Annotated in this window: 12 protein-coding genes; 5 read left to right on the top strand and 7 right to left on the bottom strand. The window is 61.1% G+C overall.

Annotation, left to right across the window (positions count from 1 at the left end; all coding sequences use genetic code 11):
* Positions 1-152 precede the first annotated feature (152 nt).
* Positions 153-1,541, top strand: coding sequence for an ATP-dependent RNA helicase DbpA (gene dbpA, locus DES49_RS13580; RefSeq protein WP_133736974.1), 1,389 nt, complete (start codon positions 153-155; stop codon positions 1,539-1,541).
* A gap of 31 nt (positions 1,542-1,572) precedes the next feature.
* Here the strand turns inward: dbpA and DES49_RS13575 are convergent, their stop codons facing one another.
* Both DES49_RS13575 and DES49_RS13570 read right to left on the bottom strand, forming a co-directional pair.
* Positions 1,573-2,334 carry a class I SAM-dependent methyltransferase gene (locus DES49_RS13575; protein WP_133736973.1) on the bottom strand — a complete coding sequence of 254 codons (762 nt, stop codon included), beginning with the start codon at positions 2,332-2,334 and terminating at the stop codon, positions 1,573-1,575.
* A 124-nt stretch (positions 2,335-2,458) separates the two neighbouring features.
* Positions 2,459-3,445, bottom strand: coding sequence for a zinc-dependent alcohol dehydrogenase family protein (locus DES49_RS13570; protein WP_133736972.1), 987 nt, complete (start codon positions 3,443-3,445; stop codon positions 2,459-2,461).
* Between the two features lie 167 nt (positions 3,446-3,612).
* On the opposite strand from DES49_RS13570, the gene DES49_RS13565 reads away from it, so the two are divergent.
* Entirely contained in the window at positions 3,613-4,203 is a 591-nt protein-coding gene (locus DES49_RS13565) for a DUF4202 domain-containing protein (protein ID WP_133736971.1), read from the top strand.
* A gap of 34 nt (positions 4,204-4,237) precedes the next feature.
* Here DES49_RS13565 and DES49_RS13560 read toward each other — a convergent pair whose 3' ends face one another.
* Positions 4,238-5,251 (bottom strand): histone deacetylase family protein, encoded by a 1,014-nt coding sequence (locus tag DES49_RS13560; RefSeq protein ID WP_133736970.1) that lies wholly within the window; start codon positions 5,249-5,251, stop codon positions 4,238-4,240.
* Between the two features lie 172 nt (positions 5,252-5,423).
* Between DES49_RS13560 and DES49_RS13555 the strand changes: the two genes are divergently transcribed.
* Positions 5,424-6,626: a phospholipase D-like domain-containing protein gene (locus DES49_RS13555; protein WP_133736969.1), complete on the top strand. Its 1,203-nt coding sequence runs from the start codon at positions 5,424-5,426 to the stop codon at positions 6,624-6,626.
* A gap of 130 nt (positions 6,627-6,756) precedes the next feature.
* On the top strand, positions 6,757-8,013 hold the full coding sequence (locus DES49_RS13550) for a hypothetical protein (RefSeq protein WP_133736968.1): 1,257 nt from the start codon (positions 6,757-6,759) through the stop codon (positions 8,011-8,013).
* A gap of 5 nt (positions 8,014-8,018) precedes the next feature.
* Here the strand turns inward: DES49_RS13550 and DES49_RS13545 are convergent, their stop codons facing one another.
* Both DES49_RS13545 and DES49_RS13540 read right to left on the bottom strand, forming a co-directional pair.
* Positions 8,019-8,684: a GNAT family N-acetyltransferase gene (locus DES49_RS13545; protein WP_133736967.1), complete on the bottom strand. Its 666-nt coding sequence runs from the start codon at positions 8,682-8,684 to the stop codon at positions 8,019-8,021.
* The gene (locus DES49_RS13540; RefSeq protein WP_133736966.1) at positions 8,681-10,066 is read right to left on the bottom strand and encodes a hypothetical protein; all 1,386 of its coding nucleotides are present in this window, start codon (positions 10,064-10,066) and stop codon (positions 8,681-8,683) included. The genes DES49_RS13545 and DES49_RS13540 overlap by 4 nt, the downstream gene beginning before the upstream one ends.
* Positions 10,067-10,228: 162 nt before the next feature.
* Between DES49_RS13540 and DES49_RS13535 the strand changes: the two genes are divergently transcribed.
* The gene (locus DES49_RS13535) at positions 10,229-12,616 is read left to right on the top strand and encodes a putative bifunctional diguanylate cyclase/phosphodiesterase (RefSeq protein WP_243865055.1); all 2,388 of its coding nucleotides are present in this window, start codon (positions 10,229-10,231) and stop codon (positions 12,614-12,616) included.
* Position 12,617: 1 nt separating this feature from the next.
* Here the strand turns inward: DES49_RS13535 and DES49_RS13530 are convergent, their stop codons facing one another.
* Positions 12,618-13,970 carry a S41 family peptidase gene (locus DES49_RS13530; RefSeq protein WP_133736965.1) on the bottom strand — a complete coding sequence of 451 codons (1,353 nt, stop codon included), beginning with the start codon at positions 13,968-13,970 and terminating at the stop codon, positions 12,618-12,620.
* Between the two features lie 15 nt (positions 13,971-13,985).
* Positions 13,986-16,343 (bottom strand): DUF6351 family protein, encoded by a 2,358-nt coding sequence (locus tag DES49_RS13525; RefSeq protein ID WP_243865054.1) that lies wholly within the window; start codon positions 16,341-16,343, stop codon positions 13,986-13,988.
* Between the last annotated feature and the right edge of the window lie 184 nt (positions 16,344-16,527).

The following is a 16,527-nucleotide window of genomic DNA, read 5'->3' as shown; positions in this document are numbered from 1 at the left end:
CCTGTTACTGACCTTCAACTCCAAACGGAGGACGGCATGGCAGGCAACCCAGACCGTACATGTGCCGTTACGTGATTTTGATGGGCCTATGAGGGGTTCTGCTTTATCCTGTGCGCACTTTCCTTGCACGCCCATCCAATCAGGAGCACCCGTTGACCCAACCCCCGTTTTCCGAGCTGCCACTGCAGCCCGCGCTGCTGGATAATCTCACATCGCTGGGGTACACCCGTATGACGGCCATTCAGGCCCGGAGCCTGCCATCCATCCTTGCCGGCGAGGATGTGCTGGGGCAGGGGAAAACCGGCTCCGGCAAGACCGCGGCCTTCGGGTTGGGGTTGGTGGACGGCCTCGAGATCGAGCGTTTCCAGGTCCAGGGACTGGTGCTGTGTCCGACCAGGGAGCTTGCGGACCAGGTGGCCCGCGAAATCCGCCGCCTCGCGCGGACTATTCCCAATATCAAAGTCCTCACCCTCTGTGGCGGCACACCGCTCGGCCCCCAGATCGGGTCCCTCGAACACGGGGCCCACATCGTAGTGGGTACGCCCGGGCGTATTGAGGAGCACCTGCGCAAAGGCACGCTCAGGCTGGAAAGCATGCGCAAGCTGGTTCTCGACGAGGCCGACCGGATGCTGGATATGGGGTTCCAGCCGGCGCTGGAAGCCATTTTTGGTTATATGCCCAGAAAGCGCCAGACGCTGTTGTTCAGCGCCACCTTCCCGGAATCCGTCCAGGTGATTGCCGAGCGCATCATGACCCAACCGGTGAAGGTCCAGGTGGAAGAGGCGCACGATGATAATGCCAGTATCCAACAGCATTTTTTCGAAGTGCCGGATGACGCGCAGCGACTGACGGCAGCGCGGTTGCTGCTTCTTCAGCAGCGGCCGGATTCGGCGGTGATCTTCTGCAATACGAAGAAGGAAACCCAGGAAGTGGCGGACGAACTCTGTCGCAACGGTTTTGTGGCCCTGGCACTGCATGGTGACCTGGAGCAGAAGGAGCGGGATCAGGTGCTGGTGCGCTTCGCCAACAAGAGCGCATCCGTGCTGGTTGCCACCGATGTAGCGGCCCGGGGCCTGGATATTGATGCCATGGACCTGGTCATCAACTACCACATTGCCCGGGACAGTGACGTGCATCTCCACCGCATCGGGCGTACAGGTCGTGCGGGCAGTACGGGCACGGCCTGCACCCTTTTCACGCCAAAAGAGCACCATAAGACGATCCGCCTGGAAACGGATCTGGACATGAGCATTGACTCCGAGCCTCTGCCTCCGAAAAATCTTCTGGAAGCACCTGCCTACAAGCCAGCCATGGTGACTCTGCAGATCGATGGTGGCAGGAAGGACAAGGTGCGCCCCGGTGACATCCTGGGTGCATTAACGGGCGAGCAGGGCATTGCCGGAGGGCAGGTCGGGAAAATTGACGTCATGGAGCAGTCCGCCTATGTGGCGGTGGCCAGGGACGTGGCCAAGCCGGCCCTGGGCAAACTGCAGAACGGCAAGCTGAAGGGACGTTCCTTCAGGGCAAGGCGCATCACGTAAAAAAGGGCCCGCGGGCCCTTTTCCTACTGTCTTATTTCTTACGCTTGAGCACCCAGATCTCGAGCATCACCCACTCTTCACCCGGGTAATTGGATCGCTCCAGCTCCGACATCAGGCGATGGCGTGACGCCATGCTGCCCACAAACTCGAACCGCTCCAGCAGGGTGCGCTTGGTCGCATCCGCCGCTTCCATCGCGAAGGGATTCAGGAAGTTGACCAGCAGGTAGCCTTCGCTGTTGTTGGCGGCAAAGGCATCCATGACGTTTTCGACGGCGTCCGGCTCCAGATACACCAGGGCTGCCGTGGAGATGAGGATATCGGCGTCCTTGAGTGCGTCGTCGAGCTGTGCCTTGGTGTCGGCATCCGGGGTGTTGAGGTCCGCCTGGATGGTGTTGTCATAGATGCCCGCGGACTTGCCGTAGGCCAGGGCATTGGCGGAGATATCAATGCCGGTAACACGGGCCGGGAAACGACGGGGTTCCGCGACGGTGCTGGCCGTGTCCGCATCCTTCCAGTTCTCGCGGATGGCGTCATAATCCATGCCATTCAGGGTGGCCATGGTGGTGTTGCCGAAGCAGCCCGCCAGATCCACGAAATTCAGGGGAGTGCCGCTGGCCGTCTTCTGTTGCGCCCAGGGCAGGATCAGCCGATCGAAAGTCAGGCGGTTGAAGTTGTCCGAGACGTACTTGAGCTCGTCCATGATCCGTTCCTTGAAGGGAACGGGATTCTCTGCGACGTAAATGTCGTCAAAGTGCTGTTTTTTCTCGTCGGTTTTAACGCCGGAATCACTCATGCGCTGTTGTCCATGTTGCGAAAGGGGTGCTTATGATCGTGCCGGGCAGGGGTGTTGGTCAAGCTGGAGGCGTGTCCGGGGCGTACAATGCCGCCACGGGAGTGGCGGCATCAAGGCATGGTGATCAGTGTTGCGGTACCACGAGAATTTTCCCGTCACGCTCCCCGGAGGCCGCAGCGGCTACGGCGTCCTTGATCTGGCTGACGTCGTATTCCGCCGCAATTTTCGCCTTCAGCTTTCCGCTGGCGATCTGCTGGGTCACCTGGCCGTAGATCTTCATCTGGTCTTCCTTGCTCGCCTTGCTGAACCAGCGCGCCAGCCAGAAGCCCTTGAGGGACACATCGCGAAAGACAACGTTCGCCGGTGACATCTGGCAGGGCTCGCCGCTCATCATGCCGTAGTTGACCACGGGTGCGCCTTCCGTCAGGCAGCTGGCGATGTGGTCCGTGGACTGGCCGCCCACAGCGTCGATGCCCAGCTTGATGGCCGCGCCGCCCGTGGCTTCCTTCACACGCTTATGCAGGTCCGGGCCATCCACCAGGGTTACATCGCCACCCTGTTCCTCAACGCCGGCAACCGCCGATTCACGGCGAACCACGTTCACGGTGCGGATGCCTCGCTGGGCGGCAATCTGCATCAGGTAACCGCCAACGCCGGAATTCGCCGCATTCTGGATGACCCAGTCACCTTCCTTGAGGTCCACAAACTGCTCAAGCAGCAGGATGGCGGTCGGCGGATTGATGGTCATCATGCTGAGCTGCTTGGGATCGGCCTCGCCGGGCAGGGGGATCAGGTCCTTGGCCGCCGCCGTGACGTGGGTCGACCAGGTGCCCGCACCCACGGGCAGCAGCACGGTCTGGCCCTTTTCCACGCCGGAGGCGTTGGGGCCGAGTTCGGCAACACGGCCCACGCCTTCATTGCCGCCAATGGCGGGAAGCGGGGGCAGGGTGCCGTAGTCGCCGGTGAGGGTGAGTACATCCGAAGGGTTGATGGGCGCCGCCAGCACCTCCACGAGAACTTCCCCCTCGCCGAGTTCCGGGGCATCAACGGAGACTGCCTCGATCACATCCTGGGGGACCGGGCCGCGTTTTTCATAGCGTGCCTTGAGCATGGTGACACTCCTTATTGATCATTGGAATGGACATACTAGACGACTGGTCGGTTTGAACACAACAGAGAATCGAGGTCACTTCCCTGATCCTGATTGGCTCTGGAGCCTTTCCGTGATCCGTGCGACCATCATCAACCAGAAAACGGACCGGTGATGATGGAGTAAGCATGCCCACTTCCGCCTTTGATCAGACCATTCAGGAACTTGATGCCCTTCACGCGGGCGACCCCCGCCATATTGAGCAGGACGGGGAATCCATCCCCCGCGAACTCTGGCACGCCCAACAGATGAGCGCCTGGCTCGGGCGCCTTAAAGACAGCCCGGATGAGCTTTTGCGGATTGCGGTGCGCGGACAGCACCTGCAGCGCTGGCAGGTATCCCGGGACGAGTACGGGGAAGGGCGCCAGGGCTATCTCCACTGGCGCCGGGACCAGGGTAAGCGCGCCGGTGAGACCACCGCTGCGCTCATGCGTGATGCTGGTTATTCCGATGAAGACGCTGAATGCGTGGCCAGGATGATCCGCAAGGAAGGCCTGGGTCGGGGGGAGGCCGCTGCCCAGGCCGTGGAGGACTGTGCCTGCCTCGTATTCCTGGAAAACTACTTTGCGGACTTCTCGCGGAAAGTCGACCACGATCACATGGTGCGGATTGTGCAGAAGACCTGGGGCAAGATGTCGGACCAGGCCCGCGAGCTGGCACTGGGGCTGCCCATGGCGCCGGAAGCCCGCAGTATCGTTGAGGAAGCACTCGCCTCATAAAGGGCATCAGGGGAGCCCCTGATGCCTTCGCGCTTCAGCCGAGCCCGGAGAAGAACTCGCGGGCGTTGGCCGCCAGCGCTTCCAGGTAATAGCCGCCTTCCTGAACAATCAGTGTCGGCAGGCCCATCTCGTTGATTGCATGCCCCATGCGGCGGAAGCCCTCGTTCGAAACAGAGACTTTCGCCTGCGGATCATCCTTGTAGATGTCAAAACCAAGGGCGACCACCAGAACGTCGGGCTCGAAGAGGCGTATGGCGTCGCGGGCCTGATCCAGGCGTTCGAAGAACGCGGACTCCGGCGAGCCATGGGGCATGGGCATGTTGATGTTGTAGCCGTATCCCGCGCCTCTGCCCCGCTCATCCTCATGGCCGCTAACCACCGGATAGAAGTTGGTTGGGTCCCCGTGGATGGAGACGTAGAGCACATCGTCCCGCTCATAGAAGATCTCCTGGACACCCTGGCCATGGTGCATGTCCGGATCCAGGATGGCGACGCGGGAGAAGCGTGAGCGCAGGGATTCCGCCGCAATGGCTGCGTTGTTCAGGTAGCAGAAACCGCCGGCCGCATCCGGGCGGGCGTGGTGCCCCGGTGGGCGGCTGATCGCGTAGGCGCGCTGTTCACCGGCCAGGAGTTCATCGGCACCGGAGAGCGCGCTCTGGGCCGACCAATAGGCCGCCTCCCAGGTATGCGGGCCGATCGGGCAGCTGCCATCCGCCTGGTAGCGGGCGGATTCCGCGAGGATGCCCTTCATGGGGTTGGGTGAGCGGACAAAGACATTGGACATGACCTCGTCGCCCCAGTCTTCCGGCTGGCTCTTCCAGCGCCGGTGAGCGGATTCCAGGAACCGCAGGTAACCCAGGTCGTGCACCTGGTTGATGGTGCTCATGCCATGGTCCTTCGGCTCGGAAACGTTGATTCCCAGCGACTTCATGCCCTCGAGCAGATGGGGTGTCCGTTCCGGCAATTCCTGGGGTGCCCGCATCTGCCCGCGGGACAGGTAGCTCTGGGGTGCATGCTTGTCCTGGCTCGGATGGAAAAATGCTTTCAAAACGGACTCCTTCAGCGCATGTCAGTAGTAACAATGGAATGATACCGGTTGGTTGGCACCGCGGACACCCGGGAAACCCGAAATGGTGTCGCATCTGCTAGACTTCCCTGTTGGTTGATGTGTGCAGTATAGACAGGCACCTATCGGCAATCCAACGACTGGCGACAACCTAGTGCAGAATCGATTCCGCCCACTGAAACAGGATGTTATCCAGGCCAGCCAGCGATTGAGGCCGGGCCGCAAAGAGGCCAGACACTTCGGCGTCATCGGGCAATCCCGACCGCTGCCGCTGCCCGCGCTCGTGTGGGGCCGGGTCCCCTTGATGGTCTACACCGAAGGTGATGCCCTCTACGAGGCGATGCTCGACGCCATTCGCAATGCTCACACCCAGGTCTGGCTTGAGAGTTACATCTTTTCCAGCGATGTCATTGGCGAGCGCTTTACCCAGGCGCTCTGCGAACGGGCCAGGGCGGGCGTGGACGTTCGGGTTCATGTGGATGCGGCGGGATGCCTTTTCTGGGGCTTTGATCAACTTGAACCGGAGCTGGTAGCAGCTGGTGTCCAGGTGAAGTGGTTTCATCCCTGGACCTGGCGTGATCCCTTCCGCTACAACCGTCGCAATCACCGCAAGCTGCTGGTGGTGGATGGCGAGGCTGCTTTTTTTGGTGGGTTCAATATCCACCGTGAAAACTCCCTGCGTGAGTACGGCGAGCTGCGCTGGCGGGATACCCACTGCTTGGTGGAGGGCGAGCTCGCCCTGGAGGCCGCCGCGCTCTTCGAGGCACTCTGGGTGGGAGATCGGGGCTGGATGCCCAGGATGCCGGAACGCCCGTCCTGTGTGCTGGTGACCAATCAGGGCATCCGGCGCCGTCATGCCCTGTCCCGGCTGATACTGAGGGCTTTCGCCCGGGCCCGGAAGCGGATCTATGTTACAACGCCCTATTTCATTCCGAATGAGAATCTGCAGCGGCGCATGATCGCCGCGGCCAGGGCGGGGGTGGATGTGCGTCTGCTGGTTCCGGAGCGGGGCGATGTCGGCCTCGCGCACTGGGCGAGTCGGATTGCCTTCCGGCCGCTGCTGCGTCAGGGGGTGCGGATCTTCTATTACGGGCCACGTCTGCTGCACGCCAAGACCATTGTCGTGGACGGTGAGTGGACCACCATCGGCACGGCCAACATGGATTACCGCAGTTTTCTTCTCAATTATGAACTCAACCTCGTGAGCCGGGATCCCGGGATCGGCGAGGTCCTCGAGAACCAGTTTTTTGAGGATCTGGAATCCAGCCAGGAGTTGCGTGAGGTATCCCGCCTGTTTGCCTCGCCGGTGGAGCACTGCCTGGGGATGCTGGCATGGTTTGCCCGCCGGTTGCTTTAGGTAACTGGACGGTGACTGTGTAGCATCATTGGGTCTATGTGTATCAATTTGTATTTGGTAATCAAAAATTTCCGCACTTTCCTTTAGACTGATTCGAACTTTACGCCGCCATGCGCAGTTGTTGTGAATCATGACGAAAAGGCTCCGTCCAATATTTCCGGCTCTGACTGTCATGCTGACCCTGGTGGCGGTCACGCCCGTTCAGGCTGCCGGCCCTCATAATCCCGATTTTGACCAACCCCCGGAACTCAACCTGGATACGTTCATGGTGCCATTGCCCAATGAGGCCGTGAGCCTCCGGGTCGGGCATCACCAGGCCGCCAGCCAGGGGCTCCTGTTTGAGGGCAGTGCGAACTGGGGCGTATCGGCGGATGCCAAACTGGACGCCATCAACAGTGATCTGTCCCTTTTCGGTGTTCACGCAGCGGGCGGTGGCAATGCGGGCCGAGGCGTGAGTCTCTCGGACGGGAGTGATTATTTTACCGGCGGCAACTTCCAGGCGAGGGTGCCTGTACCCTGGATGGGGTTAAACCTGTCCGCCAGCTACGTCATGGGGCGTGAGAGCGAGGTGGATACCTTTGGTGGGCACCAGTTCGGGAGAGCGGTCGGGCAGGGCGTTGGCTATTCCCTGGGCCTGGAAAGCACCTGGTTCAGGGACCAGGTCAGGCTTGATCTTGAACGGGCGCTCACCCGGTTTGCACGCGACAGCGTCAAGGACCACGAAAGCCTGGATGACAAGGCCTATTCTGCCGCGCTGATCTATGCTCCCGATCTGGGGAGCCTTCCGCTGGACTGGGAAATTGGCGCTGAGTCGTTGAATGTCGGACCGCAATTCCGTAGTCCGGCCAACCAGGGCCTCTCAAGGAACCGGTCGCTCGACCGGATCTTTACTCGTATCAGGCCGGGAAGCAACTGGTCCCTGGGGTACAGTTACCAGGAGCACGGTGCCGGTGGCGAGAACGACCGGCACCGGACGCAGGGCGACGAGGTGTTCGCGGATCTGACGCTCAGGTTCTCGGACCGGTTCCGGATCAAGCCGTACGCGCAGTTTGAGCGCGAGTACAACCGCCAGTTCCAGTCAACGGCCTATCACAGTCTTCTGAGCCTGACATTGGATGCATGGCTGATTCCCGGGAGCCTGTTCTACCGCAACACAGTACGGGTGGATGAAAGGCGCAGCCCGTTGGACTCCGGGTTCGGCGGGGACAGGCGGCGCCGTTATGTGGCCAGTGAATTCAAGTGGCATGCCCTGAAGCCATCGCGGCAGCGTCTGGGATTCGATATCAACCTGAGCCTCAGTGCGGATGAGGTTGAGACCGAGCGCGAGAGCCACTCCGGGCTGAACAACTACAAGCTGCGGCTGTCCATCAGCTCAAGCCGCTTCTGAGCCTGTTACAGGGGGTTCTCAAGAACAACAAACCAGAGGTCGTCCACCAGCGGATTACCGAAGCGCTCTGATTCAGGGAAGGCGGCGGTTTCCCCGGTTTCCCGGTAGCCACGGCGGTGGTAGTACGCAATGAGATCATTCCGCTGGTGCAGCACGCGCATCCGTAGCTGCTCGCAGCTGAGTTGCTGGTGGGCTACGGTTTCAGCATCCTTCAGAAGCCGGTTGCCAATGCCTTCCCCCTGCCTTGATGGCTCCACAGCAAACATCCCGATTTCGGCCGTCGTTTCGTCAATGGGGACCAGTTGGACGGAACCGAGGAGCGTGGACCCTTCCCAGAGCAAACGGAAATAAGCGCTGTCCATCATCTCGAGCACCATGTCCCGGTCCGTGCGCTGGCCGCCCAGAAGGTTCGCTTCCGTCGTCCAGCCGGCCCGACTGGCGTCACCACGGTAGGCGCGGTTAGCCAGCTTGGCGATCGCACCAGCATCCTCCTGGCCCGCATCGCGAATCAGCACACCATCGGTAGCCGGTTCCAGCAACTCCCGGGCCCCGGAGAAATCAATGCCCGCCTTCAGTTCGCCCTCCTCGTAGCGCATGCCACAGCCCGCGCGGCGGTATTCAGGGCTGGGCACGGTTCCGGCACTGGGGTGGTCATCGTTGTTGGCATTCATGATGAGGGTTCCTCGTTGCTCTTATCCTCGTCGGGAATCGGTTCGGGTACGCGGTCCCAGCCCACCAGCGCTAGCGTAGCAATAACGCCGATGGCCAGCCCAATCCAGGGCTCAAAGAAAGCCAGTGACGTCCCGATCAGAAGGACGGTACCCCGTGAGGTATTGGTGCTGGGTATGGCCATGGCGACATAGGCGCAGGCAAAGCCCGTCAATACCAGTGTCAGGGACAGGGCAATGTCGAGCAATGGCCGGAGTCCGGTGAGCACCGGCAATACAAAGAAGATGATCGGAAGGCCCATCATGTAATAGGAGGCGAGCCCGCTGTGCAGGCTTTTCATCGCCTCGGGCCCCTGCTTCCAGCGCTGCACCACCACCACGTGCACACCGGCCCAGACGGCACCCTGTGTCGGGAAGAAGGGGGCAAAAAAACCCATCAACGCGTTACGGATTGCCAGGGAGTAATGGGTTCGCGTGGGGTTGATGTCGATCTTCTCATCCCGGCGCCAGCGCTTGCCATCACGGATGATCTCGTTGCCGGTCACCATGTCGCCGAACAGGATGACATAGCTGATCAGTGCCAGTGGCACGCTGGTCATGAACATATCCATAGTCGGCCAGCCATTGACGAACGGCGACGCCTTGCTGAATGCATCGGTAAAAGGCGGAATCAGGATTCCCCACTCGATGTTGTATTCCACTTCGCCGACCATGGGGCCAACGATGGCCGCGGCCGCAAACCCCGGCAGCAGTCCCAGGCCCGCCAGCGTCTGTATCAGTTTGTTTTTCTTCTCCATGCGCTGCAGGGGGAGGCTGAACATCAGGAACAGGCAGATGGCACAGGCCAGGGTGATGGCAATGGGTTGCTGCAGCAGCCGCTCGTCCGCGTCCTTGACGAAAACGCGGTGCAGGGCGGCGATGGCCGCGCCCAGGATGATGCCGGCCTTGAGGGTTTCCGGGAGCCAGATCACGAACTTGCGTCCCAGGCCCGTTATGCCCAGAAGCAGGACCAGGAGCGCGAAGGTCAGCGACAGTGCCGTCATGGCCTGGAAGCGCATCTGTGGATCCTCGTAATTGCCGATCACGAAGAACAGCACCAGAGGCAACACTGGGGTGATCCAGCCCGGAGCGTAGGGTTCCCCGAAAACGATCACCGCCGAGGCGATCAGGGCGGAGTGGATGAAGGACAGCGCCACCGCTTCCTCGAAGCTCAGGCCAAAGGCATTGGTCATGATTGGGACCAGGGCCAGGCCAGTGGCTGCAGCAACCAGCATCCCCTGGATGAACTCGGGCCATAACAGGCGGCTGTGGTAGAAGGGCAGCCTGAAGGTGAAGGGGCCCCATTTCCAGCCGGGCTGTTCGCGGGTTTCGGGTGACTCGGACATGATATTGGACCGTCTTGTGGTTATTGTTCGCGAAAGTATGGTCGGCGTCGCTGGGATCGGCCAGTGCCTCGCGATTTGATTCACATGCCCTGTAATGTCGTGCCAAGCTTATACTGCTATGTTGATTGGCAATTCAAAGGGAGTTCAGGAGACGGGGTGTGAATGGCGTGGCGTAGGCTGAAACGGGCTGCCGGTTCCAGTCCGGGGATGCGGTATCTGGGCCTGGTTTCCGGGCTACTGGTTGTGGCGGTCGTTGCGGCCAGCTTTACGGTAGCGGTTGTTCAGCTGCAGTCATCCGTTGCGGCCTACCTGGCGGCCAATGGTGTCTGGTCACGGGGTCAGGCTGAGACAGTGCGCTACCTGGATCGCTATGCGGAAACGGGTGAGCCCCAGGCCCTGGCTCAAGCCCGTAACTGGTACACAATCCCCCTCAGTGATCTGCGCGCGCGCCGGGCCATGGAGTTGGAATCTCCGGATTATGACGTCGCGAGGGAGCAGCTTCGGCGCGGCCGGGTTCACCCCGAGGATATTCCCCTCATGATCACGCTGTTCCGCTTCGTGTCCGATGCGCCTTATTTTCGGGAAGCGGTGCAGGCCTGGCGGGAGACAGACCCGTACATCCTTGAGCTTGGGCGGATCGCCGACCAGCTTGAAGCGGAATGGACCTCGGACGACCCCTCACGGCAGCGTATAGACGAACTGCGGGGCCAGCTGGAACACCACAGCAGGGAATTGATCACCCTTGCGACCGCCTTTCGTGGCGCCATGGTAAAAGCCGCTCATACGCTGACGTGGCTCCTGTCGGTTGTGGGCATCGGTTTTTTCCTGATCCTGGGGGGCTTTGCCACAATCCTCATGCTTCGCCTTACCCGTGCCATCCGGCACTCGGAACAGAAGTTTCGTGCCACCTTTGAGCAGGCAGCCGTGGGCATTGCGCAGGGCGATTCGCAGGGACGCTTTCTGGAGGCGAACCAGGCACTGTGCAATATCCTTGGGTATTCCAGGGAAGAGCTTCTCCAGTTGCGCTATCCCCATCTTATTCACCCGGAAGACCGGTGGGTGGGCCGCCCCGAACGGCGTGCAGCTGCCGCGGGAGAGCTGGACAGCTACACCATCGAACAGCGCCTGATCCGGTCTGATGGGGAAACGGTCTGGGTCAAGCTCACGGTTTCCGGATTCCGTGATCAGACCAATCCCTCTGAAATGCGATACATCGGTATCCTGGAGGACGTTTCCGAATCCCGCCGCCTGTCCGAGGAACTCAGCCATCAGGCGACTCATGATGAGCTGACGGGATTGCTCAACCGGCGCGCGTTCGAAAGACACCTGGGCGATTACCTGCGGCGCGCCCACAGTGAGAACTCCGTGCATGCGCTGTGCTTTATTGATCTGGACCAGTTCAAGATCGTTAATGACACCCAGGGGCATGAGGTCGGCGACCAGTTGTTGCGTCAGGTCGCCGACCACCTCAGTGGCCACCTGCGAAAAGGCGACCTTCTGGCCCGCCTTGGGGGTGACGAGTTCGGGCTGATACTGGATCGCTGTGACCCCCAGTCGGCCGTCATGGTTGCCGAAAAGCTGCGAAGGGCATTGGATGAAGCGACCTTCGAATGGCAGGGGCACAGTTTCAGTGGCGGCTGCAGCATTGGTGTCGTGCCCATTACTTCGGCGGCCGCCGATACCGTGGAGTTGCTGCGCGCTGCGGATGCAGCCTGCCACCTTGCCAAGGAGCAGGGTCGCAATCGTGTCCACCTGGCTGCCGACGATGATACGGAGCTCTCCGAGAGGCGGGAGCAGATGGAGTGGGTGGGACGGATCCGGTCCGCGCTGGAGCAGGACCGCTTCTATATGGATGCCCAGTTCATCGCGTCACTGGCTGACCCCACCCGCGTGCGCTATGAGGTGCTGGTGCGCATGCTGGATGAGGATGGCAACAGGGTCCCGCCGGGCACATTCCTGCCCGCGTCCGAGCGTTTCGGCCTGGCGCACCAGATTGACCGGTGGGTCCTGGAGCACGTCTGCCAGCAGTTGCAGGCGCATCCCGAGCATCTGGCGGAGCTCGAGGCCTGTCATGTGAACGTCTCGGGGCGTTCTTTTGACCACGAGGACTTCATCGACTTTGTAGTCGGGCTTCTGGAGCGGTACAGGGTGCCGCCGGAAAAGCTCTGCTTCGAGATCACGGAAACCGCTGCCATCCGCCACCTTGCGGATGTCCACGCCTTTATGAAGCGACTGGGTGCGCTGGGTTGCACCTTCGCGCTGGATGATTTTGGCTCTGGACTCTCGTCGTTCGGCTATCTCCGGGATATGCCGGTCGACCTGCTCAAGATCGACGGCTCCTTTGTACGCAATATCGCGCATGACGAGACGGATCGTGCCATGGTCCGCGCCATCAACGACATTGGTCAGACCCTGGGCAAGACCATCGTGGCCGAATTCGTGGAGGACGATGATGCCCTCAATATGCTCCGGGAGATGGGTGTCGACTACGGCCAGGGCTTCGGCATCCACCGCCCGTCCAGTTTCCTGGAATTGATCAGTAGTGACTGATTCAGCCCTTTGAGGTGATTTCCAGCACCCGGTCCAGCATCGGATCCCGATCCAGATCCCGCCCCCTGCGATCCAGGAAGTCCATGGGGATGTGTGGCGGAATCCCCACATCCTCGTAAAGGGTCTCGTCAAAGGCCCGGTAGATCTCGTTGGACAGGGTCAGATGCCAGCCATTGGGGAGATGGCGCTCCAGAGTGTCGGACAGGATGCCCTGGGTGGGTTCGCCGATGCGGGTAACACGGGGATGCTGGAGCAGTGCCAGCACAAGGATTTCGGCGGCGCTGGCGGTGAGTTCGCTGGTCAGCAGGTAGATGTTGCCGCTGTAGGTGCCAGCTGATGCCGGAGTCACGTAAATGGGCTGCCTGCCGGTAAAACCGTTGCAATGGCGGGCAGCCTTGGAGAAGGCCATGCGCTTGCGGTCCGTCAGGTAGGCCGCGAAACGCAGTGCCACCCCGTCATAGCCACCCCCGTTACCCCGGATGTCCACCACCAGGTTGGGCAGGTCACCAATCTCCCCCAGGACCTTCTGCATGAGGGAATCGGTAACCTCGAGATCCTCGGCGGGGCAGCCGATATGACCACTCTGGCCAGCCATGGCCCGGAGGTTGAGAAAGCCCGTGTTATCGCTCAGCTGCCCCCACTCCACCAGGTGATGGGCGTCGTGGCGGACCCTGCCGCCCAGGTAATCCTCATGGAGGACGTCATGCAGCCACTCCCGGAGCTCGGCGAGGTAGCCCGGCACGTCCCGGTCATCGCCCGCCTTTTCCAGCTCCTTCTCCAGGCGCGTGTAGAGTGCCAGCTGGGCCTCCGCGCTGTAGTGGCTCCAGTGTGCATCCAGGCGCACATGACCGTCGCGCAGCGGGCGGAGCATGGCGGTCATGATGGAAAACAGTTCCTCGGGCTCGGTCTCTCCCGAGACAAGCGGCCGGTATTGCCAGTAGGTCCTCTCCCAATTGACCTTTTTCGTGTCGAACAGGGCGTAATGCTCCGCAAAGGTATGCCAGAACACCTCGAAGTTGTATTCCGGGTCATTCGGGTCCCTGAGTTCGGTTTCGGAAAAGGCGTCCGGCAGGTGTCTGAGCCGGTAAAAGCTCACTCGGGTGACTCCCGTTGCGCGGCGAACACTGAAAGCCTGTCCGCCCGGGGAAATTGAGAGGTCGTGATAGCGTTCCGCCAGATCCCGGAGCTTGCCCCGCTCAACCGGCAGACAGCTTACTCCCGTCTCTTCGTGAAGGATGTAGCCATCCCCCTTGATCAGCAGGAGTTTGCCGTAACCGCGGGAGCGCCAGACGCCCTCAAGGGCATGGAACTCCCGCACGGAAGGAATGGAGTCTTGCTGAATGTCAGCCTGCATTGGCGTCGCTCCAAATTAAAGGCTGGCGGGACGGCCGGCACTGGGGCGGTCGTAGTCGCAGACGCCCTCCGGATGGATTGCCTGCAGTCGTTCCACCTGCTCCGGCGTAAAGCTGTGGCTGCCGTAGGTGCCGTCATTCAGCGCCTCGGATACCGGCTTGAGCTGGCACTTGAACACGTCCCCGGTGATGGGGCCACCCGCCTCGATCCGCGAGGTCGTGTAGACCGGGAATTCCCGGGTACAGGCGCCTTCGCCACCGTCATCCAGGATGCCGCTCCAGACGTTCTTACCGGCGGCAATGATGTCTCCCTGGTAGCCAAAGCAGGTATCCACGGCGGCCTCCGGCCGGTTCTTTGCGATACTCTGTTTCGGATTGCGGAGGATATTGCCCATCCATTCGTCCATGACCTTCAGGGCCCGCAATGTCATGTTGAACTGGGAGCCGGGGTAGGGCCTGGGACCAATGCCCGAGAACCAGATCTTCTGGTGTTCGGCCGTGCCCATCTCGTTGCGGATGCGCTGGCGGGTGGCGAAGGACTGGTGGGCGTTGTGCATATCCAGTATGGGTTCCATGTAGTCGCGGATATCGAGGATCGGTATCTCGATGTCACCGTGGAAGATCATGCCGGTTTCGTAGAGCGACCGGATAGCCTCCAGGTTGCCCTCGTGACGCGGTGCCGGCTCGTTCGAGTCGCTCAGCATCATGTTGCGGCGGCTCCAGGGGTCGAAATTGGCGGGCGTCGGATCCCCAATGAACGGAAAGCCTTCCTGGACGGCCTCGTCGCTCGGCTTCCAGCCACCCACTTTGGCGTTGACCTTCAGGAACTGCTCCGCTCCGATCTCGCCATTGCGGAAGGCCTTCAGGCCGTACTGAACGCCCACGTTGTCCACGGCTCGCCTGGCGTAGCCGTCGTCGCCGACGCCGTAGATATTGCGCAGATCATCCATGTGGGTCCATTCGATGTCCGCGATATCCGACTGCGGCGCCCAGCGCTGCATTTCCGGTACAGAACCGAAGTTGGGATTGAGCACCAGCGGTGACAGGCCACGCCAGGCCGGCACGCACTCGGTCATGCCCGGTGCAGCGGCAAAGCCCAGGGCACGCTGGACGTCGTAGAAGGGATTGCCCAGGAAGTTGGTGGCGTTGAGGCCCACCAGCAGGCTGCGGTTGTCCGTAACCTGCCAGAACGGATTATTGCGGTCGGTGGCATCCATGTAGTGTTCCAGTAGCTCACAGTCGCCGACGTGAATGGTCTGGGTGACCATGTCCGGGTAGGAGCGTTGGGGAATGGCTGCATCCAGCAGGTCCGGGTGATTCTGACCGTAGACGTACTGCTGGATGGCGCCACCGGAGCCGCCCAGGCCAAGGGTGTAGTCCGGCACGCCATAGCGCTCAATAAAGCGCTCCTTGGTCATCAATGCGGTTTCACCGCCCAGCTGCAGGTTGTAGTGCACGTCCGTGCTGTTGCCGGTGGAGTAAGCAATGGCGTGACCCAGCCCGAGCACATCCTCGTTCATGGCCAGGCGCTGGGCCCATTCACCCTGGGTGTGCCCGATGGCCACGCCGCCCTGGAACTGGTAAACGAGGCGCTGGTTCCAGCGACTGGTGTCTGGGCCATCCTCATCATCGCCAATCCGGTCCGGGTCCACCAGCATGGCGTAGCTGTAGATGAAGCGGTTGATCGTGCCGCGTTCAACACGCACCACAAAGTCCACCGTATTGCCGTCGATGGTTTCGGTCTGCGCCAGGTCGTCTGGTCGCTCTCCATCTTCCGGCCAGTCACGCCATTCGCCGTCCGTGGTGCGATAGGAGTAGGTGATGAACGGCTCAATGGAGCAGTTGGTGCTGTAGCCGATCACGGTGTCGCCGGCGTCGTTATAGACCTTGAACCCGGGAGGGTCCTCTGAGTCCACCTGGGGCTCAATGCCGAACTCATGGGGCGTCATGCAGATGAAGGGCGACTGCTGGGGGCCGGAAAAAATGGGGCCGGTGATGGGATGGTTGGTCAGCGTCAGTGTCTGCACCTGGCCGAAGCGCTCATGGCTCAGATTCAGTTCATTGTCGCCCCTTTCCAGGCCCTCGATCACGCTTTCAATGCGGCGCTGGCCGCCTTCAACCCGACCCAGGTCCACCGGCTCCCCGTTCAGTGTCAGGGATAGTTTTTTTCGCTGTCCCGGGGGCGCTTCAATGGCGATACGGGCATCGCCACCGCTGACCTGATCGGGCGCGCTGGAGAGCACGGAAATTCCGATGTTCTTTGAATGCCCCGGTGGCAGCTGGGGTGGCCCCTTGGCCAGGGCTGCGGCGGAACCAAGGCTGAGCGCTGCTGTAATGGTGGCGGAAAGGCATGCGGAGGTTGTGATTGCCGGCATGGTTGTGCCCTCCTGACGATGGAATATTCCTTTATTAAGCGCCGACAGCCGTCCGACATCATCCTGGAAACACAACGCTCTTAATAACCGACTCTAACCGGCTGCAATCATGACGTCGAGAATCTTTATTCTGTGACCAGTTTGCTTATTTTGACGTCTGTCTCAGATCCGTGACGCCGGGGCG

Source organism: Halospina denitrificans, assembly GCF_004364635.1.
Taxonomy (GTDB): domain Bacteria; phylum Pseudomonadota; class Gammaproteobacteria; order Pseudomonadales; family Oleiphilaceae; genus Halospina; species Halospina denitrificans.
The sequence above is the reverse complement of the archived record's forward strand: the minus strand, read 5'-3'. Positions and strand labels throughout refer to the sequence as shown.